General features: G+C 33.4%; 27 protein-coding genes, 2 pseudogenes and 1 other annotated feature. Of the genes and pseudogenes, 23 read left to right on the plus strand and 6 right to left on the minus strand.

The window, feature by feature from the left end; all coding sequences use genetic code 11:
- Positions 1 to 80: 80 nt before the first annotated feature.
- The 8 genes and pseudogenes from CW357_RS10685 (at position 81) to CW357_RS10715 (ending at position 6,714) form a co-directional block, all read left to right on the plus strand.
- Positions 81 to 1,379 carry a DEAD/DEAH box helicase gene (locus CW357_RS10685; protein ID WP_124218003.1) on the plus strand — a complete coding sequence of 433 codons (1,299 nt, stop codon included), beginning with the start codon at positions 81 to 83 and terminating at the stop codon, positions 1,377 to 1,379.
- A gap of 14 nt (positions 1,380 to 1,393) precedes the next feature.
- Entirely contained in the window at positions 1,394 to 2,284 is an 891-nt protein-coding gene (locus CW357_RS10690; protein WP_124218004.1) for a deoxyribonuclease IV, read from the plus strand.
- 63 nt (positions 2,285 to 2,347) lie between these two features.
- On the plus strand, positions 2,348 to 2,509 hold the full coding sequence (locus tag CW357_RS18265) for a hypothetical protein (protein ID WP_164489583.1): 162 nt from the start codon (positions 2,348 to 2,350) through the stop codon (positions 2,507 to 2,509).
- A 188-nt stretch (positions 2,510 to 2,697) separates the two neighbouring features.
- Positions 2,698 to 4,281: an amidohydrolase gene (locus tag CW357_RS10695; protein WP_124218005.1), complete on the plus strand. Its 1,584-nt coding sequence runs from the start codon at positions 2,698 to 2,700 to the stop codon at positions 4,279 to 4,281.
- A gap of 30 nt (positions 4,282 to 4,311) precedes the next feature.
- The gene (locus tag CW357_RS10700; protein WP_124218006.1) at positions 4,312 to 4,779 is read left to right on the plus strand and encodes a GNAT family N-acetyltransferase; all 468 of its coding nucleotides are present in this window, start codon (positions 4,312 to 4,314) and stop codon (positions 4,777 to 4,779) included.
- Between the two features lie 20 nt (positions 4,780 to 4,799).
- Positions 4,800 to 5,511 (plus strand): annotated as a pseudogene (locus CW357_RS10705) (Type 1 glutamine amidotransferase-like domain-containing protein).
- Between the two features lie 18 nt (positions 5,512 to 5,529).
- Positions 5,530 to 5,934 (plus strand): annotated as a pseudogene (locus CW357_RS10710) (NUDIX domain-containing protein); the annotation flags it as partial.
- A 105-nt stretch (positions 5,935 to 6,039) separates the two neighbouring features.
- Positions 6,040 to 6,714, plus strand: a complete 675-nt coding sequence (locus CW357_RS10715) for a class I SAM-dependent methyltransferase (protein WP_124218022.1) — start codon at positions 6,040 to 6,042, stop codon at positions 6,712 to 6,714.
- A gap of 125 nt (positions 6,715 to 6,839) precedes the next feature.
- On the opposite strand, the gene CW357_RS10720 is transcribed toward CW357_RS10715, so the two are convergent.
- On the minus strand, positions 6,840 to 7,169 hold the full coding sequence (locus tag CW357_RS10720; protein ID WP_124218007.1) for a hypothetical protein: 330 nt from the start codon (positions 7,167 to 7,169) through the stop codon (positions 6,840 to 6,842).
- 85 nt (positions 7,170 to 7,254) lie between these two features.
- Positions 7,255 to 7,505: a binding site (T-box leader), on the minus strand.
- Between the two features lie 379 nt (positions 7,506 to 7,884).
- On the opposite strand from CW357_RS10720, the gene CW357_RS10725 reads away from it, so the two are divergent.
- From CW357_RS10725 to CW357_RS10770, 10 genes are all read left to right on the plus strand, one after another.
- Complete coding sequence (locus CW357_RS10725) at positions 7,885 to 8,346, plus strand: DinB family protein (RefSeq protein ID WP_124218008.1); 462 nt, start codon at positions 7,885 to 7,887, stop codon at positions 8,344 to 8,346.
- Positions 8,347 to 8,423: 77 nt separating this feature from the next.
- Positions 8,424 to 8,858: a DinB family protein gene (locus CW357_RS10730; RefSeq protein WP_256386325.1), complete on the plus strand. Its 435-nt coding sequence runs from the start codon at positions 8,424 to 8,426 to the stop codon at positions 8,856 to 8,858.
- An 11-nt stretch (positions 8,859 to 8,869) separates the two neighbouring features.
- On the plus strand, positions 8,870 to 9,514 hold the full coding sequence (locus CW357_RS10735; protein WP_124218010.1) for a hypothetical protein: 645 nt from the start codon (positions 8,870 to 8,872) through the stop codon (positions 9,512 to 9,514).
- Between the two features lie 248 nt (positions 9,515 to 9,762).
- On the plus strand, positions 9,763 to 10,188 hold the full coding sequence (locus CW357_RS10740; RefSeq protein WP_256386324.1) for a YwqH-like family protein: 426 nt from the start codon (positions 9,763 to 9,765) through the stop codon (positions 10,186 to 10,188).
- Positions 10,189 to 10,200: 12 nt separating this feature from the next.
- A complete protein-coding gene (locus tag CW357_RS10745) occupies positions 10,201 to 10,485 on the plus strand; it encodes a TIGR04197 family type VII secretion effector (protein ID WP_124218012.1) in 285 nt (94 codons plus the stop codon).
- Between the two features lie 20 nt (positions 10,486 to 10,505).
- The gene (locus tag CW357_RS10750; protein ID WP_124218013.1) at positions 10,506 to 12,095 is read left to right on the plus strand and encodes a T7SS effector LXG polymorphic toxin; all 1,590 of its coding nucleotides are present in this window, start codon (positions 10,506 to 10,508) and stop codon (positions 12,093 to 12,095) included.
- A 15-nt stretch (positions 12,096 to 12,110) separates the two neighbouring features.
- A complete protein-coding gene (locus CW357_RS10755; protein ID WP_124218014.1) occupies positions 12,111 to 12,866 on the plus strand; it encodes a hypothetical protein in 756 nt (251 codons plus the stop codon).
- 54 nt (positions 12,867 to 12,920) lie between these two features.
- Entirely contained in the window at positions 12,921 to 13,364 is a 444-nt protein-coding gene (locus tag CW357_RS10760; protein WP_124218015.1) for a DUF5085 family protein, read from the plus strand.
- 3 nt (positions 13,365 to 13,367) lie between these two features.
- On the plus strand, positions 13,368 to 13,817 hold the full coding sequence (locus tag CW357_RS10765; protein ID WP_124218016.1) for a DUF5085 family protein: 450 nt from the start codon (positions 13,368 to 13,370) through the stop codon (positions 13,815 to 13,817).
- A 324-nt stretch (positions 13,818 to 14,141) separates the two neighbouring features.
- Positions 14,142 to 15,764: an AMP-binding protein gene (locus tag CW357_RS10770; protein WP_124218023.1), complete on the plus strand. Its 1,623-nt coding sequence runs from the start codon at positions 14,142 to 14,144 to the stop codon at positions 15,762 to 15,764.
- Between the two features lie 258 nt (positions 15,765 to 16,022).
- Here CW357_RS10770 and CW357_RS10775 read toward each other — a convergent pair whose 3' ends face one another.
- The gene (locus tag CW357_RS10775) at positions 16,023 to 16,268 is read right to left on the minus strand and encodes a DUF2624 family protein (protein WP_119417061.1); all 246 of its coding nucleotides are present in this window, start codon (positions 16,266 to 16,268) and stop codon (positions 16,023 to 16,025) included.
- 103 nt (positions 16,269 to 16,371) lie between these two features.
- On the opposite strand from CW357_RS10775, the gene CW357_RS10780 reads away from it, so the two are divergent.
- From CW357_RS10780 to CW357_RS10800, 5 genes are all read left to right on the plus strand, one after another.
- Positions 16,372 to 17,145 carry a metal ABC transporter ATP-binding protein gene (locus CW357_RS10780; RefSeq protein WP_124218017.1) on the plus strand — a complete coding sequence of 258 codons (774 nt, stop codon included), beginning with the start codon at positions 16,372 to 16,374 and terminating at the stop codon, positions 17,143 to 17,145.
- Complete coding sequence (locus CW357_RS10785; RefSeq protein ID WP_124218018.1) at positions 17,142 to 17,990, plus strand: metal ABC transporter permease; 849 nt, start codon at positions 17,142 to 17,144, stop codon at positions 17,988 to 17,990. Before CW357_RS10780 ends, CW357_RS10785 begins: the two co-directional genes overlap by 4 nt.
- 16 nt (positions 17,991 to 18,006) lie before the next feature.
- Positions 18,007 to 18,432 carry a Fur family transcriptional regulator gene (locus tag CW357_RS10790; protein ID WP_119417058.1) on the plus strand — a complete coding sequence of 142 codons (426 nt, stop codon included), beginning with the start codon at positions 18,007 to 18,009 and terminating at the stop codon, positions 18,430 to 18,432.
- A gap of 195 nt (positions 18,433 to 18,627) precedes the next feature.
- Entirely contained in the window at positions 18,628 to 19,125 is a 498-nt protein-coding gene (locus CW357_RS10795) for a DUF2798 domain-containing protein (RefSeq protein ID WP_119417057.1), read from the plus strand.
- A 697-nt stretch (positions 19,126 to 19,822) separates the two neighbouring features.
- Positions 19,823 to 20,305: a hypothetical protein gene (locus CW357_RS10800; protein ID WP_119417055.1), complete on the plus strand. Its 483-nt coding sequence runs from the start codon at positions 19,823 to 19,825 to the stop codon at positions 20,303 to 20,305.
- A gap of 52 nt (positions 20,306 to 20,357) precedes the next feature.
- On the opposite strand, the gene CW357_RS10805 is transcribed toward CW357_RS10800, so the two are convergent.
- From CW357_RS10805 to CW357_RS10820, 4 genes are all read right to left on the minus strand, one after another.
- Positions 20,358 to 20,930, minus strand: coding sequence for a hypothetical protein (locus tag CW357_RS10805; RefSeq protein ID WP_124218019.1), 573 nt, complete (start codon positions 20,928 to 20,930; stop codon positions 20,358 to 20,360).
- Between the two features lie 19 nt (positions 20,931 to 20,949).
- A complete protein-coding gene (gene ispG / locus CW357_RS10810) occupies positions 20,950 to 22,065 on the minus strand; it encodes a flavodoxin-dependent (E)-4-hydroxy-3-methylbut-2-enyl-diphosphate synthase (protein WP_119417053.1) in 1,116 nt (371 codons plus the stop codon).
- A gap of 94 nt (positions 22,066 to 22,159) precedes the next feature.
- Complete coding sequence (locus CW357_RS10815; RefSeq protein WP_119417052.1) at positions 22,160 to 22,492, minus strand: hypothetical protein; 333 nt, start codon at positions 22,490 to 22,492, stop codon at positions 22,160 to 22,162.
- A gap of 51 nt (positions 22,493 to 22,543) precedes the next feature.
- Positions 22,544 to 23,056: a DUF1189 family protein gene (locus CW357_RS10820; protein WP_233548149.1), complete on the minus strand. Its 513-nt coding sequence runs from the start codon at positions 23,054 to 23,056 to the stop codon at positions 22,544 to 22,546.
- Between the last annotated feature and the right edge of the window lie 277 nt (positions 23,057 to 23,333).

A 23,333-nucleotide genomic window follows, 5' to 3' on the forward strand; every position in this document is an offset into this window, starting at 1 on the left:
TTAATAGATATGATATGCAGATGGTCTAATGAATGCGAATCATGTTACAATATTTATAGAAAGTTAGGAGTGACAATTTAATGTCCAAATATACAGATTATAATTTCCAACCATTTTTAAGAAATGCTATCCAAAAATTAGGCTTTACAGAGCCAACCCCGATTCAAAAAGAAATGATTCCACTTATTTTAAAAGGTAAAAGTGCAATCGGACAAGCGCATACAGGAACAGGGAAGACGCACAGCTTTTTAATCCCCATAGTAGAACGTATCCGTCAAGATAAACAAGAAGTACAAGCTGTAATTGCAGCTCCAACTCGTGAATTAGCTACTCAAATAAATGTAGAACTTCACAAACTTATTGATGAGACTGATATTCAAGCAAAATTATTTATCGGTGGTACTGATAAACAGCGTTCAATTGATAAGCTAAAGACGCAACCACAAATTGTAGTAGGTACACCGGGAAGAATTCGCGATTTAGTGAACGAAAAAGCATTGTTAGTTCATACTGCATCAATTCTTGTAATTGATGAAGCAGATCTTGCTTTTGATATGGGCTTTATCGAAGATATTGACCAATTTGCATCGCAAATGCCAGAAAACCTTGAAATGTTTGTTTTCTCTGCAACAGTTCCAGAAAGTTTACAACCTTTCTTAAAAAAATATATGTCATCGCCGATCCATATTCAAATGGATGACAAAAAACCTGTAGCGGAAAATTTAGATTTCTATCTTATTCCGACACGCAGTAAATCTAAGAACAGCAAACTATTAGAGGTAATGGGTGCGATAAACCCTTACTTAGCGATTATCTTTACTAATACACGTAAACAAGCTGAACATGTTGCCGGTTTTCTTTCAAATAACGGTTATCGTGTAGGTCGTATTCACGGAGACCTTACTCCTCGTGACCGTAAAAAGATGATGAAACAAATCCGCGATCTTGAATTCCAATATATCGTTGCAACTGACTTAGCTGCTCGTGGTATTGATATTCCAGGTGTTAGCCATGTTATCAATTATGAACTACCAACAGATTTAGAATTCTTTATCCATCGTGTTGGACGTACAGCTCGTGCAGGTAACAAAGGACTAGCTATCACAATTTTTGAACCGTCTGACGAAGATGCTATTGCACGTGTTGAAAATATGGGTATACCATTCCAAGCAAAAGACATTAAAAATGGCGAGATTATTGAAATGAAAACACGCCATGCACGTGAAAAACGTGAGAAAAAATCAGATGAAATCGATCGTATTGCAAAATCTAAAGTACGTAAACCTAAAAAGGTAAAACCAGGATATAAGCGCAATATGCGTTGGGAAATGGAAGAAATTAAGAAGAAAGAACGTAAAAAACGTCGCCGCCAACGCTAAAAGGAGGACATATTATGTTAATTGGTTCACATGTATCAATGAGTGGCAAAAAAATGCTGCTAGGATCTAGTGAAGAAGCTGCTTCATATGGAGCATCTACATTTATGATTTATACAGGTGCACCGCAAAATACGCGAAGAAAACCGATTGAAGATTTAAATATCGAAGCCGGATTAGCGCATATGAAAGAACATGGTCTGTCGAATATTGTTGTTCACGCACCTTATATTATCAATATTGCAAATACGACAAAGCCAGAAGTTTTTGCTCTAGGTGTTGAATTTTTGCAAAAAGAAATTGAACGTACAGCAGCAATTGGAGCTACCCAAATTGTCTTACACCCAGGAGCTCATGTTGGAGCAGGTGCTGATGTCGGTATAGCTAAAATTATTGAAGGCTTAAACGAAGTCCTTTCAACAGATTATCCTGTACAAATTGCATTAGAAACAATGGCTGGTAAAGGTTCAGAATGTGGCCGTACCTTTGAAGAATTAGCTAAAATCATTGATGGCGTAACCAATAACGAACGCCTTTCTGTATGTTATGACACATGCCATACACATGATGCAGGATACGACATTATAAATGATTTTGATGGGGTATTAGAACATTTTGACAAAGTTATTGGTGTAGATCGTATCAAAGTACTACATATCAATGATAGTAAAAATGTTTGTGGTGCTGCGAAAGACCGTCATGAGAACATTGGTTTTGGTCATATCGGCTTTGATGCACTAAATCGTATCGCACATCATGAAGCTTTCACAGGAATCCCTAAGATTCTTGAAACACCATGGGTTGGTACCGATTCAAAAAATAAAAAAGCTCCATATGCTTATGAAATCGAAATGTTCCGCTCAGGAAAATTTATGCCAGAGAAGATCGATGCATTACGCGGAGAATAGCAAGCTAAAAACATCACTCTAATTATTTTTATTAGGGTGATGTTTTTTTATGTAAAAAAGTAATTGACAATTCAAATAATTGCTATACTTGGTTACTATATAGCTAAAATTTTAAACACCTCTATTTCGGGCATGATGGCAACTGTAATAGGTGTATTATTTGCATTAACATTATTTGTACAGAAGTTAAATCATTTACGAAAAAAGTATAGCATCAATATATAACTGGGACGAAAATGTCTTAAAAGGTATAAATATCTTTTAGGGCATTTTTATTTTGTATTGAGGGGGCTTACTGCAGGTTAATTTATAGATGAAAAAGAAGAATGCTTCATATGAAGGACAAAATAACGCTTTTGTCGAAATAACTTCTAAATAAGATCAGAGAATTTTAAGAATGGAGCATTTATAATATGAAACAACTTTGGTATGGTGGAACAATTTATACGATGGAAAAAGAAGAGGAAACAGTTGAAGCTGTTTTAGTAGAAGAGGATAAAATTATAGCTGTTGGATTATTCAAGGATTTGGTTAATCATTCAGATGAACAAATCGATTTAAAGGGTGCAACAATGTATCCAGGCTTTGTAGATAGCCATCTTCATATGATTTTTCAAGGTGAAAAGATGGTCTGGTTAGATTTATCAAAAGCTACCTCTGCTGAAGAAATGCTAGAAATGGTGAAAGAGGCTTCAAAAGCTACCCCAAGTGATCAATGGTTATTTGCCGATGGGTGGAATGAAAATAATTTTGCAGTAAAACGTATCCCAACAAAGGATGAACTAGATTCAATTCGTAAAGAACCGATTCTTTTGAAAAGAGTTTGTCATCATGTGATCCTATGCAATACTCAGGCACTTGAAGCAGGTGGGATATATGAAAAAAGCCAATCACCATTAGGCGGAGAGATTGGAAGGGATACGGAGGGCAAACTAAATGGTTTGTTATATGATACCGCGGGTGATCTTGTTACTTCCGCTATTCCAAGAGAAGGTGAAGCATATATTGATATGTTATCAGATGAACTCAATCTTGCGGTCAACCAAATGTTGTCCCTTGGCTTAACAGGTGGTCATACGGAGGATATGCATTATTTTGGGGATTTTATCAATCCACTAACTGCTTTTCGTCGTGTCATTGGTGAAAAACATCATTTTAGAGTAAATCTGCTGCGACATAATGCTGTGTTTAAAGAAATGATGGCGGCGAACGTTGAATTTGATGAACCTTTTATCGAACCGGGTGCAATGAAAATCTTTACGGATGGATCTTTAGGTGGTTTTACAGCAGCACTTTCCAAACCATATACGGATAATCCAGAAACTAAGGGACTCCTTATTCATACAGATCAAGAATTAGAGGATTTAGTAAAACTTGCGCGCAAATACGATGAGGCAATTGCTGTACATATGATTGGTGATGCAGGGGCTGAACAAATTTTGAATGTCATTGAAAAATACCCTGTACCAAAGGGGAAAAGGGATCGACTAATCCATGCTTCCGTATTACGTGAAGATTTAATAGAAAGGATTGCCGAGTTACCTATAGTGATAGATGCTCAACCGGCATTCGTTACATCTGATTTTCCTTGGATTATAGATCGTTTAGGGGAAGAACGCTTAAAATATGTTTACTCTTGGAAAACATTATTGAATAGGGGAATTATGTGTGCTGCTGGGACAGATGCCCCGATTGAAGACATTAACCCGCTTTTGACCATTTATGCAGCAGTAGAGCGTAAAAAGCCATATACAGAGGGAGAAGGCTATTTACAAGAACAAAAATTAACACGTTATGAAGCAGTCCGAATGTATACAGTAGGTAGCGCAGAAGCAATTTGTAAGGAACATGAACGTGGGCTTATAAAACCAGGTTACGTTGCAGATTTTTCAATTTTTGATCGAGATTTATTTAAAGGAACATCAGAAGAGATGCTAGAAGCAAAAGTAGTAAAGACTGTCGTAGCTGGTAAAGTTGTATTTAGTCAAAAGAATTAGTAGATGCGTATTTTAGGAGGTAGTTATAAATTGAATTTAATCTTATATACAGAACAATATAAACAGTTGATTGAAAATTATAAATTAACAGAAGAACAGCTAAGATTTACATGTACACCAAAAGAAAGTATTGAACGATCAACGAAAGAAGAAGATCGGTACAATATTTTGGTTATTGAGGACGAGCAGCTAGTAACTTTCTTCGTTTTACATAGAAATGAAGGCGTAGTACCTTACAGCGATAATAGCTATGCAATTCTATTGCGTGGCTTTTCTACTGATGATCGACATCAAGGAAAAGGTTATGCAAAGAAGACTTTGCAATTGTTGCCACAATTAGTGAAAAGTGAGTTTCCTGAAATCAATGAAATTGTTTTATCGGTTAATGTAGAAAATATAGATGCACAATCTCTCTATAAAAAGTGTGGATTTGTTGATGAAGGAGTTCGAGTAATGGGGGAAAAAGGCGAGTTAATCGTGCTGAGTTTTTATTTATAAATGATTATGGAGGAGAAAAGATGAAACAAATTATCGCTTTAGGTGGAGGAGGTTTCTCAATGGAACCTGACAATCCATTATTAGATTTATATATATTAAGCCAATCTCCTAATAAGACACCTAAAATATGCTTCTTACCAACAGCAAGCGGAGATGCAGAAAATTATATTCAGAGATTTTATCAATTCTTTAGTGAGCAGAATTGTATTCCTTCCCATTTGTCATTATTTAACCCTCCTTCAAGAGATTTAGAAGGATACCTTTTAGAAAAAGATATTATTTATGTGGGAGGAGGTAATACAAAAAATCTCCTAGCACTTTGAAAAGAGTGGGGCATTGATGAGATTTTGAAAAAGGCATGGCAGCATTATTTTAGCGGGTATTAGTGCAGGAGCCATTTGTTGGTTTGAAGAGGGAGTCACCGATTCTTTTGGGGATGCCTTAGAACCTATACATTGTTTAGGATTTCTAAAAGGTAGTAATTGTCCACATTATGACGGAGAAAAGGATAGAAGACCTTCATACCAAAATCTTATTCAAACAAATAGGATAAAATCTGGTATTGCAGCAGATGATGGTGTAGCAATACACTATGTCGATCAAACTATTAAAGAAGTAATCAGTTCAAGACCCTATGCCCAGGCCTATAGAGTAACTTATGAAGACAGAGTGAAAGAGGAAACAATTTATACGCGTTATTTAGGAGAAGGGTTTGAAACTTCAAAAATATAGGAGGATAAAATGAAATCTATGATAGTAGAGTGGGGAGGTCAACCTGTAAAATTGACTTGGCTACCTGATTATAATATCGAGGATGAAGATATAGTTACTAGTGTACATGCAATTTGTGTTCAAAATGACAAAATAGTGCTTTCTAAAATAAAAAATAGAGGATTTAACTACCCTGGTGGTCATATTGAAAAAGGAGAGTCTCTAGAAGAAGCGATTCACCGAGAAGTATATGAAGAAGCCTATATCAGAGGTGATATTACATATATAGGTGCAATAGAAGTTAACCATAAAGATAACCCACATTTTGATGTTACAGGAAAATATCCAGTCGTTGGTTATCAGGCTTTTTACAGAATGGATGTAAAAAGTTGCGATTCATTCTTAAGAGAAAACGAGTCACTTGCTCGAATTTGGGTTGAGCCTGCTGAAGTTCCATATGTAAGAGAGGATCATGACTTGACAGTAACAATTCTTGAAAAAGCTTTATCCGAAGAGCATGAACAAGGTAAAATTAACCACGACAACTTAATGCAAATGTTAGATGATTACTTAAATAATTCACAGATTCATTGGGATGATTTTTATAGTAATCGAGAAGAGAAGGTTCCATTCTTTGAAAACAAGCCAGATGAAAATTTAGTAAGTTATTTAGCAAAAGGGTTATTGAAAGATGGGAATGCATTAGAATTAGGCTGTGGTCCAGGGAGAAATGCCATCTATTTAGCAGACAATCATTTTCATGTTGATGCAGTAGACCTCTCTGAAGAATCACTTAAATGGGCTGCGGAAAGAGCAATCAAAAGAAATCTAAAAATCAATTTTATCAATCAAAATCTGTTTAAATTACATATTAAAGAATCTCATTATGATTTAGTATACGATTCGGGGTGCTTTCATCATATAGCACCACATAGAAGGGCTGATTATATTCATCTAGTAAAAGAATCCCTAAAACCAGGCGGATACTTTGCAATTACTTGTTTTGTTGAAAATGGACCATTAGGAGGTTCTGATATTTCCGATTGGGAGGTATACCGAGTTAAAAGTCTACAAGGTGGATTAGGGTTTACTGCGGATAAATTGAAAAGAATATTCCATGACTTCGATTGCATTGAAATTCGAAAAATGAAGAATGTACATGAAGATGAACTTGTTTTTGGAGTTGATGGAATACTTACAGCTATTTTTCAAAAAAGAGCTTAAAATATAAGCTTAATGCCCACGAAATTTTCGACTGTAATACCTGATTATTTAAACTAATACACAGTGGTAATTGAAAAAATACCACTGTGTTAAAATTTCTTTAAAGATAAATAATTCTGATTCAGTTATTTAATAATTCTCAAAAATCTCTTCGTACCTATTTGTAATATTTCATCATTTATCAAAACCCGATCCAACTCATCCTCAAAAAGCATTTCATTATTGATCTTTACGGCATCTTGTCTTATTAATCGAATCAGTTGATTAGTATCATTCACCATACCTAGCTGAATAAGTTGAGGAATAATATCAATTACTCTTTCAGAATTTATTTCTAGTAATAGCTCAGGAATCTTGTGAGGACCATTCTCATGATTTAATTTTAGTTCTTTTTGGTAAACGTGCCCCTCTATAGCTTTATACTCGTTCATTTGTTCTTCTAAATTTAATATCATCGCTAGCATCTCCTATCAAATAGTTTACTAACATTTGTACTACAATAAGAAACAAAGAAATAAAAAAACGTCCTTTTGGATTAACCAAAAGGACGATTATACTCGTGTTACCACCTTTAATTTGCAAGTAATTCACATTACTTACCTCAAAAAGTACGGTCATATAGACGATACTGTTGCACTAGATTACGGATGCTTACCGTCGTAGCCTACTTAGATTTCTGTTCGGTACGCAGCTCCAAGAGGAATTCACAACCAATCGACATGCGCCTCTCATCAACCGGCAACTTTCTGAAAGTCTCTATAATTGTTACTACTTCTTATCATAGCCTTTGCTCTTATATACAAATATTGAAATTAATTTTATCTAAAATTCTATAACTTGTCAATGGTATATTTAGATTTTTAAATAAATTTATAATATTCTTATTATCCTATACTAAAAATTTTAGACCGTTTTGCTGTAGTTACTAGATAGCTATGGTTTTTGCAGAGAACAGTGAGACCATTACAGCAATACCAATATGTTTCTCACTATAACAAAAATTTCCCCCTTGATGTAAGTGTTTTTTTCTCCGAATAAGCACACTTTCACAATTTGGACAAAAATTTAGAATAAAAATCTATTTTTATATTTAATAGTAAATATTAAATGAATTTGTATATGATTTATGGTATTTTATAGAATATAATTTTTTACAAGGAGGGAAACGATATGGAATTTTATGTCCAGAAAACACTTTATCAAATTCAATTTATAGTTAACTCTATTAACGAGTTATTTTCACATGTAGAAACAAAAGATCTTAAGTTTTGTCCTGTTGAAGGGAAAAGAAATTTAGGACAACTATGCTCTCATCTTTCACTAATATGCAGTGCGGATTTGCAAATTTTGCAAGAATCATCCCTAGAAGAAATGGATGTATTCTACTCTAAAAACGTTGCTTATACAAAAGAAGAATGGAGCATTGCTTTAAAACAAGGATACAAAGATTTGAAAAACTATTATTCATCTATAGATGATTTAACAGAGGAAACATCAAGTTATTGGGGAACGACATACTCTTATTTTGAATGGCTATTAGAAATATTAGTCCACTTGCAACACCATAGAGCACAATTACATCAATATTTACTATTACTAAAGGGGAATGTTAAAGTAACTTTGTTTGAATAGATTGTCAAAAAACATTGTAGAAGGAGACGAATAATATCAAACCGAAAGAAAGAATTGTTGATCATTATAAAAAGTCCATTCAATTTGTAGGTAATCTAGAAGTTTTAAATAATGAGCAATGGCTAATGCCACTTGCTATAGGAAAGTGGGCGACTTGTGAAATTATAGGTCACTTAATCTTTTGGGATCAATTTCTTATTGAAAAAAGACTGCCTTCATTCCTGTTGGGAACGGAAAAGGTAGTTACTCCAAAAGTCCATGAAGCGAATGCTACAGCGGCTTCAATGAGCAAAGAAAAGTTGAAAGGAGAGGTGATTCACGAATTTATCGAAGAAAGACAAAGACTATTAACTTTCATTAATGAATTATCCCATGAAGTATTTGATCAAACTTTTTCAATCGGTAAAAGTCATTTAACATTAAGTGATTATTTCAAAGGGTTAATGGATCATGACTTACATCATTTTCAACAAATTGAAGATTTCATGATGGATATTGATAAAAAGGGATGATGAGGTGAAAAATGAAAACAATAGGATGCTTACATGCACATTACTCGAACACTCGCTATCTTGAAAAAGCGTTAGAGCAATATCCAATTACATTACATCATTTTGTAGATCCTGGTTTACTATTACGTATAACAAATGATCCTACTTTCACTGCTGAAGAAGCAAAGAAAAAGGTTTTAGAACAACTCCATTGGATGTCAAAAGTAGGTATTGATGCGATAGTAATTACATGTACCAATTATAGTGCATTATTAGATGATACAAGTACAGTAAGTGTACCGATTATAAACATTGATGAACCATTTTTTAAAGCTTTTGCACAATTACCGGCTCCTAAAAAGTTGATCTTTACTAATCCTGAAACTGTAAAAGGAACAACTAACAGACTTAACGAATATTTATGTAAGCAAAATAGACAAAATAGTTACCTCATTGAAATAATACCAAATGCATTTGACTATTTAATGGATGGAAATACAAAATTGCATAATGAAATTGTTTACAATAAACTTTCGGAGATGACAAAAGACCATTCTAATCACTTGGCAATTGCTCAGTTGTCAATGGTAGAAGCAGGTGGAAATTTACATACTCAAATTTTAAATCCATTAAGCTCTTTAATAGAAGAAATTATCCTAAAACTAAAATTATCTTGAAAATAAATACCACTCATTGCACTTGTTTCTTTCAATAAAAGAACAGGTGTTTTTTAATGCATATTTTTACATCGCTACTTATAGCACAGTGAGAAATTAAATAACATATTAAAAAATAAAAATACATAAGGAAATTTACATATACAAAAAATTTAGATAGGAATATTTAATTGGTAAAATAAGGACTAAAGTTATATTATTTGGAAAACTATTGATTCATGAAGTGTAAATGTTGGAAAATAGTACATATGGCAATATTGAAGGTAGGTGTGAGTTTGGATAAAGCTGGACTAATTAGTAGGAGATCTGTTTTGCAGAGACAAATAGCTCAAAAAAGGCAACAGATTACCATATTAAATGGTAAAATCGAGCGCCTTAAAGCTGCAAATGCACAACTAGTTGATGTCATAAATGAAAGTAACGATTACAAAAAGAAAGTTCAAAATTTAGATATAGATACAACGCTTTGGAAGGGGATTACAAAAAATAAATATGAAGATTTAAAGTATAGAATCGAGCAGTCTTTAGTGGATTATAACAAGGATTTACAAGAGGTAGAAGAGAGCATCGAAGAGGAAATTGTAAGACTATACAATCAGTTACAACTTTGTTATTCAGAAATTTCCTCTCTACAGTCTAGTATTTCAAGTCTCAATCATTCTATTGAAAATTAAAAGGAAAGGTGAATGACTGTGGGTGAAATATCGATCAATAAATCAGTATTTGATGCAACGGTTAAGGAAATAACAAACGCTAAAAATAATGTAGCGGGAGCTAAAATACCACCCTTTAAACTCAAAATTACTGATGTAAATTGCATGGAAGAACAACTAAAAGTTATAGAGGATTTAAAAAATGTGTTCAACCTTTATAACGAATTTTTGGAAACAGACTTGAAAAAGCTACAAATGATAGGAGATTCTATGGTACAGCATGATGAGCATCTAGCGAACCAAATAAAAAATAAATAACATGCTAGGAGTTGAAATGCATGAAGATAGCGATGGAAGAATTGCTAAATCTTCAATTAGACTTACATAATAGTGTGAAAAAAATTACGGCTAAATTAGATACACTGAAACAAAAAACAGATAATATTAGTAAAATCCATTCATTTCAGGGAGAAGCTGCTGATACAACGAAACAGTATTTTGAGAATGTTCACGGACAAACAATTATCGATTTACAAGAAACTGCCCGACAAATATTGAAAAACTACACCGAAATTACTAAAATATTTCAACAAATGGTGGATGCAGATTCAGCTGCTATTCTAACAAAAGAGTATTTGCTCGATTTAGATAAAAAAGTAAAAACAATTGAAACTGGCATGTTAGATACACATCATGAGGGTGAACAAATTATAACAAGTGTATCAGATATCATCAGCTTACAGGTACCAGCCATTTCACCTTTCATCGACAATGTAGACAACTCAGAAAAGCATATAGAAGAAGTTAACGAAAGATTCCATCGATTCGATCAAAGAGGATTACAAATTGTAAAAGATTCCAAACAAGACGTAGAAAAAGTCACGCAGAAAATTATTCAACTAACTGCAAATAGCATATCATCCAATCATTTTCCTAAAGTCAGCTCAAAAGAAATTGGAAAGGTACAACAACCTGATGATATCAAATTGGCAACGATGGCTATAGGAATGCTGGTTGGCATGAAGAGCTTTGAAAAAGTATTAAAAAATATAAATAAGGCGAATACCATGATGACCGCTGCAGCGCAACTATATACTTATTACAAGTTAGATGAATCATCACGTAGAATATTAAAAAATTTAGGTATACATGCTTTAACAAAAGAACAATATCGGAATTTTAATAATGTACTTTCAAAAACTACTTTATATAAATTTAAAGCAAAAGAATTTACGGAACATATAGGAGAGTTTAAAACAAAAGCATTTACTACAGAAAATTATAAAGCCTTAAAAAAAAGCCTGGATGTATACGGAAAAGAACGTGGTAAGCTCGCAATGATACGAGAATATGATAAATTATTTGGATTAGAAAAATATAGAAAGTTCATAAATCTTTCGCCTTCCCAAAAAGTTATAAAAATGGCTACCACTTTTGGAGATGAATTTGTAGGGAAAACTTATAAGTCTACAAAAAAAACGATCAAATCTTTACCAAGTTGGAAAAATCCAAAAACAGCTTACAAAAATGCAGCAGAAAGTTTTAAAGAAAGTACTAAAGGGATGAATTCTCTGGGGAAAAGTATGAAGGTTGCAGGAAAAAGTTTAGGTCCGTTGGGTGTCGGAATTGTTGCTGCAGACAATTATAAAACTTACAAAGGAAATACTCAAAAGGTTGTTGTAGGTACAGTTGTGGATACTACTTATGGTGCAGGGGCAACAGCAATGGGTGCAGCAATTGGCTCAGGTTTCTTTCCACCAATAGGTACCGTGGTTGGAGCTGGATTGGGTTTTGGATTGACATTTGCAGTAAATAAAAAACTTAATAACTCTTCAAAGAGTATTGTTGAAGAATCAAAAGATGTTGTTAATAAAGGGGTTAATTCTGTAAAAAAATATGGAGGAAAATTATTGAATTGGTTTAAGTGAAAATGAGGTGTAAGTTTGAAAAAAATAAATGATAAAAAGTTTTCAAATATCCAATACGAAATTCAACATGGAAGATTAACGATTTCTGGAAATAGATTGTATCTTTTAAGTTTATTCATTTATTCTCTTGTTCTTTTAGGCATAACATATAGAGTTGCTTATTCAATTGGATTAAATGTACTTCAAAAGGAATGGAAAGTAATCCTTTATGGTGAAGTAAGTCTATTGATTCTTCAAATACTACTAATTTTATTCTGTAGAACGAAGCGTACTTTTAATTTTAAAGTATTAAGTGTTAGCCGGGTTTTATATACTTATAAAGCTGCTCTTGATCCCTTCATAATGATTGCTATGTTTACAATTGACGATGGAACATTTAGTACCTATACCCCTTTTCTATTATTAATAATTTTCACAGGAATAATTGTTCATATATTGTTTTTAATTAATGGTGTTAAAAAGAAAGAAAAGAAATTACTAAGTAAACGGAATACGATGATTTGGATATCAATTTTATTTTTATGTATTGTATTAACAACAATACTATCAAAAAATGTACTATTTCAAGATATTAATATGTTATTAATGACTTTAGCATTTTCAATAGTTTTTATAGCAATGTTAATAGGAAATTGTGAATTCATAATAGCTGCTTATTGTATTTTCTGTTACCCATCTTTTGCTGTAAACCCACCACCGCAAAAAAAGTTACAATATGTAAATCCTAAGAATCAAAGAAAAAAGAAGAAGAGGAAGAAGAATAGACGATAAGGAGTTATTCGATATTCTAATTTCTGAATTTTTTAAATAGAAAGGAGATTGACCGTGATTGTACGTGAAGAATCACTTGTTATTCGAAATGTAATTTGTGTTGAGGAGATTATTCCGCATGAGGAATGGTATTTGCCTGCTTTAAGTTTACGTAGAAATTTAGTGAATAAGGATATTTACTATACGAGCCCTGTTACTTTTAAAGCAGAGGAGATGAAAAATGAGCCTGCTTTTGGTAAATATTCTTATTATGTTGGGATAAATACTGAGGTTGAGGTAGGGGATGATGCAGATTTTAAACAATTAGAGTATTTGGAGATTTCGCCTGCTATTTATGTGAGATGCGCAGAAATTGACGAGTTAGAAGAGGCTTATACGCTTTTGAGAACTTATGCGAAGGAAAATAATCTCATGATCGAAGAACCTTTTTATCATGTATGTTTTGATGCATTTGATCATGTCATTATGGATATTTATGCTCAAGTGAAAGAAGGATGAGAGATGGTTGTGGATTTTGAAACAATGATGTATAAGAATGTGGTTTGGCATACATATGAAATCCATTTTAGTCAATTTGAACTTGCAATGGAGGACTTTAATGTAAAATTGGTGAAGGCGAATTTAACCGTAGCAGGGCCTCTTTTTTATGCATTGCATAATATACCTTTTGACGAAAAAATGCTTATCGATATCTATATTCCAGTAGAACAATCTGATATTCCGAAAGACTCGGATTTATTCTTCCAAAGTTATTTCTATATAGATGAGATGTTGATGACGAGAGTCAGAGACAATTTCGAAGTGAAAACTGAAAAAGCATATGATGAATTGTTTCAATATGCCATTCGAAATGATTATCAGATCAATTCTCCCATCTTTCATATTTTAAGAGGTGACGATGAAGGCGAATGGGTGGAATTGAAAGTAAGAGTATACAAAGAAAATATGTAATGTATATCACTATCTAAATTTTCTTCGAACATAACCAATTTGTTGCAAAGAATGTAACATGAAAAAATAGTTTTTATCATAACTTATTCTTACAAGATGTTGTCTACTCTTAAATATAAAGAATTTGTAATACGGTTAATAATGGTAATGGTAAAAATCTTAATTTCATCTCTAGTTCATTTTTTGAGATTGTAAATGCGATAGTATCTGGAAAAGTGTTTAAGCTAACGAAGATGAACAAAGGCACATCTGAAGTTTAAAGAGTTGCTATTGTCTCGTATATTAGGTTTTAAAAAAATAGTGGGAGGGAACTATTTGGCAGAATTGGTTTATCGAACAATTGGTGAACTAGTTGAGGAAAAAGCATTATTATATCCTAATAGAGAAGCACTAGTGTATGCAGATCGTAATTTCCGTTTAACGTATTCGCAATTTAATCGACATGCAGATGAAGTAGCAAAAGCATTAATGGCTATTGGATTAGATAAGGGGGATCATTTTGCCGTTTGGACAACAAATGTACCTCAATGGCCGGGGTTACAATTTGGGTCAGGTAAGATGGGCGCTCCTCTCGTAACGGTAAACACAAATTATCGAACGGCAGAATTAGAGTATTTGTTGGAGCAATCCGATTCGCGTGCGATTATATTAATGGATCAGCTAAGAGATTACTCATTTATCGATACGCTTTATGAAATTTGCCCTGAATTAAAAACTAGTGAGCCAGGAAAGCTCGTAAGCGAACGTTTACCATTATTAAAAACGGTTGTTGTGATTAGTGAGAAAAAGTATCCTGGTACATTTACTTATGAAGAATTTTTATCAAATGGTCAGAAAATTACCGATGAACAACTAATACAACGTAAGAATTCGTTATCTTACGATGATGTTATTAATATTCAATATACGTCAGGTACAACTGGTTTTCCAAAAGGTGTAATGTTAAGTCATTTTAATCTAATCAATAATGCTATTAATATTGCAGAGTGTATGAAACTAACATATGAGGACAAACTCTGTATTCCAGTACCATTTTTCCATTGTTTTGGATGTGTTATTGGAACATTGGCTATTGTTTCTGCTGGCGGTACAATGGTACCAGTACAAGAGTTTAACGCAGCAGAAGTTTTACGTACAGTTGAGAAGGAAAAATGTACAGCACTTCATGGAGTACCGACGATGTTCATAAACGAATTGAATTTGCCAAATATTCAAGATTACGATCTATCATCTCTTCGTACAGGCGTAATGGCAGGATCCATATGTCCAATAGAAGTGCTAAAAGGCGTTATGAATAGGATGGGGATGAAGGATATTACGATCTGTTATGGTCAAACTGAAACTTCCCCTGTGCTAACGCAAACACGAACCAATGATCCTATCCATTTAAAAGTGGAGACAGTTGGTCGAGCTTTACCAAATGTTGAAGTGAAAATTATGGAACCTGGTACCAATAACGAAGTTCCACCAGGAGTACAGGGGGAAATTTGTGCACGAGGCTATGTAGTGATGAAGGGGTATTATAAAAATCCAGATGCAACACAGGAAGCAATTGATGAAAATAACTGGCTTCATACAGGGGATCTTGGAACGATGGATGAAAATGGCTATGTCCGAATAACAGGAAGATTAAAGGATATGTTCATACGCGGTGGTGAAAATATTTATCCGCGTGAGATTGAAGAGTTCTTGTACAAACACCCTAAAGTATTGGATGTACAAGTTGCAGGTGTTCCAGATGTGAAGTACGGTGAAGAGGCAGCAGCTTGGATCATCCTAAAAGATGGTCAAACTGCAACTGAAGAAGAAATCAAATCATTTTGTGATGGAAAAATTTCACGCCATAAAATTCCTCGATATATTTACTTCGTGGATCATTATCCAATGACCGCATCAGGCAAAATACAAAAGTTTAAACTGAAGGAACAATTTAAAAGCTATATATGATGTAGTGAAGTTAACGAAAGAGCTGATTGTAGATGCTTATCAACAATCAGCTTTTTTATGACGTTTATTATTTTTGTTCAGGGCAGTTTAGTACCTTTTATCGGCTTTTTATTTCTTTTTGATATAAATTTATTTGCATTTTGAACTGATTTATTACCATTTAGCGTTTATTTATTTCCTTTCTAAATGAGTTTATTTCAACCTTCTTTACAAACAAAAAAGGCGCATCCTTTGGCTGGACGCGCTTTCTAAATTCAATTAAATATAGTTTCCGTATTTACCTAATAATTCTTTCGTTTTCTTCTTGCCAAGAATATTCTCGATTTCTTTGAGCACATGTTCAGGAATACCTGTTAATACCCATGAGATCGAGAACGATGAAAGAAGTGGGCGTAATTTTTGTATTTCTTTTTTCGAAAGTGGAATCTGATAAGTTTTGGCATATTCGGCAAGCTCCTTATCTGATTTACGGTTGATTTCACTTATTAATGAAAGATAATCCATTTAGTCATCCTCTCAAGATATTGTTCTTTACAAAGCGCCCGCAATCTATTATACTTTGAATTTGTAAATCGTAATGATTATGAATTAGAAAGAAGAGAAGTATATGGCGCAAAAGCCGTTAATTGAATTACAAGATGTTTCATTTCAATATGAATATACAAATGTTTTAAGAGATATATCATTAAGCGTAAGAGAAGGCGATTTTTTAGCGCTACTTGGCCCAAATGGCTCCGGAAAATCGACATTATTGAAAATTATTTTAGGGTTATTAAAACCTACCAAGGGTACTGTGAAATTATTTGGAGAACCAGGTTCGACTTTTAAACATAGAGAATGGATTGGATATGTTTCTCAAAAGTCTAATTCGTTTAATTCTGGATTTCCTGCAACAGTTAAAGAGGTAGTAGCGAGCGGTCTTACTAAAAAAATCGGCCTATTTAAAAGAAGATTACCAAATCAGCAAGCCAAAGTAATAGAATCTTTGAAAGCTGTTGGTATTGAACAATTTGCAAATCGTAATATTGGTGAACTATCCGGTGGTCAACAACAACGTGTTTTTATTGCAAGAGCGCTTGTAGCAGAGCCAAAATTACTTATATTAGATGAACCAACCGTCGGAATTGACCACGAGAATGTGCAGTCATTCTATGATATGCTGACCGATTTAAATAAGCGACATCATATGACAATGATTTTAGTCACACATGATGTGGACACAGTATCCAATACGATAAGTCATGTAGCTTGTTTAAACCAAACTATCCACTTCCACGGTTATAAAGACGATTATGATTCCTTATCCGATGATCAACTAAACGCATGGTATGGCCATGCAGTTCGAAAAATTCATCATGATAATAAGGAGAAACAAAAATGATCGAATCAATATTACAATATGATTTTTTACAAAATGCTTTTTTATCAGGAATTATTATTGGCGTAATTGCTCCGTTACTCGGTGTATTTATTGTTGTACGGCGTTTATCCTTAATCGCAGATGCGTTAAGCCATGTCACTTTAGCTGGTATTGCTGGAAGTTTATACTTAAGTCAAAGTGTTACAGCACTCGCAACATTGAATCCTATTTACTTAGGGATTGTCTCTGCAGTAGGGGGTTCTGTTTTAATCGAACGTCTGCGCAGATTATATAAACATTTTGAAGAATTAGCGATTCCAATTATTATGTCAGCTGGACTAGGAATGAGTGCTATTTTCATCTCATTGGCACAAGGATTTAGTACGGATTTGTTTAGCTATTTATTTGGTTCTGTTTCAGCAGTTAGTAGACAAGATCTATGGATTGTACTTGGAATTGCCATTTTAGTGTTTGCGTTTATCTTTATTTTTTATAAAGAATTATTTGTCCTTTCATTTGATGAGGATTATGCAAAAGCTAGTGGTTTACCTGCAAAAACAATTCACTTACTATTCATGGTAGTAACGGCTCTTGTTATTGCGGCAAGTATGCGAATAGTAGGGATATTACTTGTTTCTTCTTTAATCACATTACCTGTTGCAGCGAGTATTCGAATAGCAAAGGGTTTTAAACAAACTATTTTCTTTGCCATTCTTTTTGGTGAATTGGCAGTAATTATAGGATTAGTAACAGCTTTCTATCTAAATTTGGCACCTGGTGGTACAATTGTAGTAACTTCTATTTTAATTTTACTATTGGTCATTATGATCAAGAAAATTGTAATGGCAATTCGTGCAAAGGATTGAGGGGAGTAATTGGGTTATGAATTTGACAAAGGCATGGGAAATACTAAAGGATAGCGGGTTTAAAAAGACAGATAAACGAGAGCAAATCCTAGAGATGTTCGAGGAGAATGATAAGTACTTAACTGCCCGCGATCTGCTTGTGGTGATGAAAAAGGATTACCCAGGTATGAGCTATGATACGATTTATCGTAATCTAGCTACATTTGTAGACCTGGGGATATTAGAAGAAACCGAGCTATCAGGTGAACGTCACTTCCGTATGCAATGTGAAACTGAACATCACCATCACCATTTTATTTGTATGGAATGTGGGAAGATCAAAGAAATTCACTTGTGCCCAATGGATATGCTCCACGAACAACTTCCTGAGTACGAGATAGAAAATCACAAATTTGAAATTTACGGTAAATGTCCGGATTGTATAAAGAAAAACCTGTCATAGCAATGGATGACAGGTTTTTGTTTTAGTAAATTTTAATGTAAAGATTTATCATTTTTATATTCGAGTACTTGAAATATACTCGAAAAAAATGATATGATTTAACAATAAGTGTGTAGAGATATTGGTTTAACAGACCAAAAATATATGTCTCAATGATACGTCTGCCATCTGAAATACTATATGGAGATGATCAATATGCATGAGGAAACAAGATTACCTAGAAATGGAAAGGAATTCATATTATTCTTAGCGATTATATCTATACTTTCAGTTAATATTATCGCACCTATAATTATGGGATATCAATTTGGATTCAGTAAAGATGTGTATCTTGATACCTTAAAAGTAATTCCTTTTGTATGGATTTTTGTCGTTTTATTGGTAACACTTGTTGCAAATCCACTTGTTACAAAACTTAACCAAAAGTTTACGGAGCCGACGGACGGATTTAATGCAAGAATATTATTTACGATATTGTTTAGCGTAACTATTTTGTCTATTTTACTGACAATTATTGGTTCATGGATTGGTACAAGGCAAATGAGTTTAGATCTGATTCGAACATTCTTATATAATTGGCCACGAAACTTTTTCATCGCATTTTGGGTTGAAATGTTAATCGCTCAGCCAGCAGCAAGATTTACTATGAAAAAATTGCACGCAAGTCAGGCACGTAAAACTATAAATGTGTAACAACAATTAGTAAAAATCTATAGTTGATTGACTTTTTAGAAAATCAGTCTTCTTATTTATAGACAGAGTAAGTGAAAAATAGAGCCTGAAATATATAGGGAATTACCCGCATGTAATTGAGCTTGTTATCCAGAAGGATGGCAAGCTCAATTTTTTTGAAGGTTTAATTGGGAATTTTAAAAAACAGGGGCGACTTATTCAATCCTCAAATGGAAATTCAATAATATATCCTAATTGAATATCGCATTCTTCAAGTAGAGGAATTGATAAGGTAATAATAGTTGAGATAACGAAGCAATTAATCAACATTTTTGATAATAGGTCTTTGTGCTTCGATTTAAAAATACTAACAATATATTGAATGAAAAAGAGGAAAATAAAACAATTTGTAAAGACATTCATGAAATACTGCAAGTCCATATTCTCCACCGCTTTCCTCGATTCTTAGAAACTTTAGTATACTGATTATTATACAAAATGGTATTCATAATTGTAATAGAATTATACATATTAATTTAAACAGAAAAGTCAAGAAAATATAGAAAAATAGTTACTTTTAACATAAGAAATTTTTTCAAAAAAGATAACATTGTTTGCCAATCTTGTTACAACTTATTTGAGTGTTGATTTCTTTCATAATTTTCAAGGTATAATATGAGCGGGGAAAGTTATAGTAGGGAAAAGGAGAGTATTACATATGCGAATGTTGTTTAAAACGTTTTTATTAGTCTCTGCTTTAGTAATTGGTTTAGTTGGTTGTGGGAAAGAAAATTCTAAAGCGAATACAAGGGAAATCATTATACCTAAAACTGAATTTTATCAATATCTATTTATTCAAAGCGTCGATGATAAAGGAATATCAACGAAGGAAACAAGTAAGCTAGTAGAAGATCCTGCAGTTGTTCAAGATTATATAAGAACTGTAAATAGATCAGTTGTGATGGTTCCTAAAACTGAAAAACAAGCTGAAGTTGTAAAACAGTTAGACAAACAAGGTAGCTACATAATAGCCCTTGGGGACACGAAAGAGATGAACAAACTGACCTATAAGATTTATATGTTAAAAGATGGAACAATTTTCTTCCAAGATACGATGAAAAAAGAAATGATGTATATGACGGTTAAAAAAGAGCCTGAGAAATTAGAAAAAGTGAAGAAAATATTAGATATTAATTTTTAATAAAAAGCGAAAGACTGCTCTAGAGCAATCTTTCGCTTTTACTTTTAATCTATTAAACTCCAAATTCTTTTTTTACCCAATTTTCAGCTTCAAGCCAACTTTTTATGCGAACAACACCATTTGGAATTGCTTCACGGTTATATGGTGCATCGAACAATAGAACAGGTATATCTAATTCTTCATGGATTCTAACGGCATTATCATGCTTATCTTCCATAAACAATTGAACGCCGTGTCTACGTCCAGCAATCACCTTATCTGTTGCTCCAACGATATCAATCGTATCATAAGGTAGGTGATTTGCTTTAAACCAATGGTCTGTCACTGCACGGGAGTTTTCTTCACGAGCTGTAATATAGTTTAAAGAAACATTTGGATACCAATTAGTTAAAATACGTTTTGCATTTAGTTGAATAGGGGGGTTTTTATACATATTTAGTTCTTCAGATTTAAACCATTTGAAGAAATCGGCTTTATCAACAGCCAACGCTTCAGTAAGGTCATAAGTTTTAACATCATCTAACGTGATATTAGTTTGATATGCTTCATTGATATAAGGTAATAGAAAATCTGGTGTTGTAACAGTACCGTCAATATCAATGCCAAAACTATATTTCTTTGTCAATATTATGTCCCCCTAGATGCTATTGTTTTGCGTTTGCGGCTTTTTCAGCTTCTTGCTTTTTGTAATATTCTTCAGCAAGAATATCGATTTCTTTTTTCAATTCTTCTACCATTGTTTCTTCTGGTACTTTTCGAACAGTTTTACCATGACGGAAAAGTAAACCTTCTCCGCGAGCACCAGCGATACCGATATCAGCTTCGCGTGCTTCACCTGGTCCGTTAACTGCGCAACCAAGAACAGATACTTTAATAGGTGCTTTAATAGTTTGTAAATATTCTTCTACTTCGTTAGCAATTGAGATTAAATCGATTTCAATACGACCACAAGTAGGGCATGAGATTAAAGTAGGCATGTTAGAAGCTAAACCGAATGATTTCAATAATTCTTTTGCTACTTTTACTTCTTCAACAGGGTCAGCACTTAAAGAAACACGTAATGTGTTACCAATGCCTTTAGATAAAATAGCACCAAGTCCAGCAGCAGATTTAATAGTACCAGAGAATAATGTACCTGATTCAGTAATTCCTAGGTGTAATGGATAATCAAATGCACGAGAAGCTTTTTCATAAGCTTCAATAGCAAGATTAATATCAGATGCTTTCATAGATACGATAATATCGTGGAAATCAAGATCTTCTAAAATTTTAATGTGGTGTAACGCACTTTCTACCATACCATCAGCAGTAGGATAACCGTATTTTTCTAAAATTTTACGTTCAAGTGAACCAGCATTAACACCAATACGGATTGGAACACCTTTCGCTTTTGCTGCATTAACAACAGCTTCAACTTTTTCTTTACGACCGATATTCCCTGGGTTGATACGGATTTTATCCACACCGGCTTCAATAGCTTTTAGAGCAAGTTTATAGTCAAAGTGAATATCCGCAACGAGTGGGATATGAATACGTTTTTTTATGTCAGCTAGCGCATTTGCAGCTCTTTCATCAGGACAAGCAACACGAACAATTTGGCATCCTGCTTCTTCTAAACGAAGAATTTCTGCTACTGTCGCTTCAACATCATGTGTTTTAGTTGTTGTCATACTTTGGATGATTACTTCATTGCTTCCGCCGATTGTTAAATCACCTACACGAACTTTACGTGTTTTCGAACGGTGCGTGATTTCATTCATGAATTACTCTCTCCTTCGTGGCTTATAAAAGCCTTCACTAATCACTATTTTAGCAGTGTTTCGAAGAAAATGACAAGAAAGAAACATTAACCGCTTAATTTGAACATGAATTAGCATTTTTTGCACGGAACGGTAAAATTACTTCCTCTCCAGGTTTAAAACTTTGCTTTAATAAATGGGGATTGAATTTGTATACCAGTTCAAGTCGATCAGCAAAAGTTAAATTTTCAGCTGGGTATAGGGAAAATAAAGATTCCCATGTATCACCAGGTGCAGTGGTTACGGTAATTGTTTGGATTTTATCTGACTCCTCGCATTTTTGTTGAGGTGTATAAAAATCTGCTTTTGAAATGGTTCCTTCGATTAAATCTACTTTTATAAAATAAGCACAGACTATTATAATCAGTGCGGAAACTAGTACTCTCACAAAAAATCCCTCCCTTTTCCACTAATATATGAAAAAGAAAGAGATTCAGACCTATTTTTTCGGTTGATTTGGATATTTTGAACAAGCAATGATCAAGTAAATAGCTGTAATAGCAATGCTGAGGCTTGATACCAAGCGGTTATTGGATATGAAAAAAGCAGATAGTGAGGTGAAGATTGTTGATAATGTGACAGTAAATGCAGTAGTTCGCCAAATATGTCGGAATTCACCGCGCTTATGCTGAAATTTCAGTATCCCTAACCCGATAAAAGCATAAATACTAATTTGAACAAAAAGTGTAAAGGAATTGATCACGAATAATAATAAAAAGGCAAATGGATATATTAGCCATTTTATATCATTGATAAATTGCTTTAAACCGTTAATCTGGCTTGTTTCTAAACCAACGCCTGTTAGAAATTGAATAAAAGAAACAATTGTTACGAATAGTACGAGCAACAATACAAATTGTATGACCTTTCCTATAGGAAGCAGTCGATATGCAGCTAACTTTTTAGGATGAATGAGGCTGTCTTTGAATAACTGCCAATGTGTAATCTTCATATATATAACCTCCAACTAGTATATTAACATGGAAATTATCGTGATATGTATAGGCAAGATGTAAAAACAGTTAAATTCTTAATATAATTTTTAGTACATGTTCTTAAATAAGTTTTTTGGGATAAGGAACTTATTTTAAGTGTAATCCGTATATAATATCAAAAGTGTGGTTCCTTGTTGTTTGACAAATCTGTATTAAAAACAATATATATACTCTACTGACTTAATAGGAAGAAATAATACACTTAAGCCCAGGGGTGAAATGTCAATCATAAAA

The sequence above is a fragment of the Rummeliibacillus sp. TYF005 genome, assembly GCF_003844195.1.
Classification (GTDB): Bacteria; Bacillota; Bacilli; order Bacillales_A; family Planococcaceae; genus Rummeliibacillus.

What these genes read in the sequence shown, in the direction of transcription:
- CW357_RS10685 (WP_124218003.1), top strand. Translation starts at nt 81, where the DNA reads ATGTCCAAATATACAGATTATAATTTCCAACCATTTTTAAGAAATGCT.
- CW357_RS10690 (WP_124218004.1), top strand. Translation starts at nt 1,394, where the DNA reads ATGTTAATTGGTTCACATGTATCAATGAGTGGCAAAAAAATGCTGCTA.
- CW357_RS10695 (WP_124218005.1), top strand. Translation starts at nt 2,698, where the DNA reads ATGAAACAACTTTGGTATGGTGGAACAATTTATACGATGGAAAAAGAA.
- CW357_RS10715 (WP_124218022.1), top strand. Translation starts at nt 6,040, where the DNA reads ATGCAAATGTTAGATGATTACTTAAATAATTCACAGATTCATTGGGAT.
- CW357_RS10720 (WP_124218007.1), bottom strand. Translation starts at nt 7,169, where the DNA reads ATGATATTAAATTTAGAAGAACAAATGAACGAGTATAAAGCTATAGAG.
- CW357_RS10725 (WP_124218008.1), top strand. Translation starts at nt 7,885, where the DNA reads ATGGAATTTTATGTCCAGAAAACACTTTATCAAATTCAATTTATAGTT.
- CW357_RS10735 (WP_124218010.1), top strand. Translation starts at nt 8,870, where the DNA reads ATGAAAACAATAGGATGCTTACATGCACATTACTCGAACACTCGCTAT.
- CW357_RS10740 (WP_256386324.1), top strand. Translation starts at nt 9,763, where the DNA reads ATGGCAATATTGAAGGTAGGTGTGAGTTTGGATAAAGCTGGACTAATT.
- CW357_RS10745 (WP_124218012.1), top strand. Translation starts at nt 10,201, where the DNA reads ATGACTGTGGGTGAAATATCGATCAATAAATCAGTATTTGATGCAACG.
- CW357_RS10750 (WP_124218013.1), top strand. Translation starts at nt 10,506, where the DNA reads ATGAAGATAGCGATGGAAGAATTGCTAAATCTTCAATTAGACTTACAT.
- CW357_RS10765 (WP_124218016.1), top strand. Translation starts at nt 13,368, where the DNA reads ATGGTTGTGGATTTTGAAACAATGATGTATAAGAATGTGGTTTGGCAT.
- CW357_RS10775 (WP_119417061.1), bottom strand. Translation starts at nt 16,268, where the DNA reads ATGGATTATCTTTCATTAATAAGTGAAATCAACCGTAAATCAGATAAG.
- CW357_RS10780 (WP_124218017.1), top strand. Translation starts at nt 16,372, where the DNA reads ATGGCGCAAAAGCCGTTAATTGAATTACAAGATGTTTCATTTCAATAT.
- CW357_RS10785 (WP_124218018.1), top strand. Translation starts at nt 17,142, where the DNA reads ATGATCGAATCAATATTACAATATGATTTTTTACAAAATGCTTTTTTA.
- CW357_RS10790 (WP_119417058.1), top strand. Translation starts at nt 18,007, where the DNA reads ATGAATTTGACAAAGGCATGGGAAATACTAAAGGATAGCGGGTTTAAA.
- CW357_RS10795 (WP_119417057.1), top strand. Translation starts at nt 18,628, where the DNA reads ATGCATGAGGAAACAAGATTACCTAGAAATGGAAAGGAATTCATATTA.
- CW357_RS10800 (WP_119417055.1), top strand. Translation starts at nt 19,823, where the DNA reads ATGCGAATGTTGTTTAAAACGTTTTTATTAGTCTCTGCTTTAGTAATT.
- ispG (WP_119417053.1), bottom strand. Translation starts at nt 22,065, where the DNA reads ATGAATGAAATCACGCACCGTTCGAAAACACGTAAAGTTCGTGTAGGT.
- CW357_RS10820 (WP_233548149.1), bottom strand. Translation starts at nt 23,056, where the DNA reads ATGAAGATTACACATTGGCAGTTATTCAAAGACAGCCTCATTCATCCT.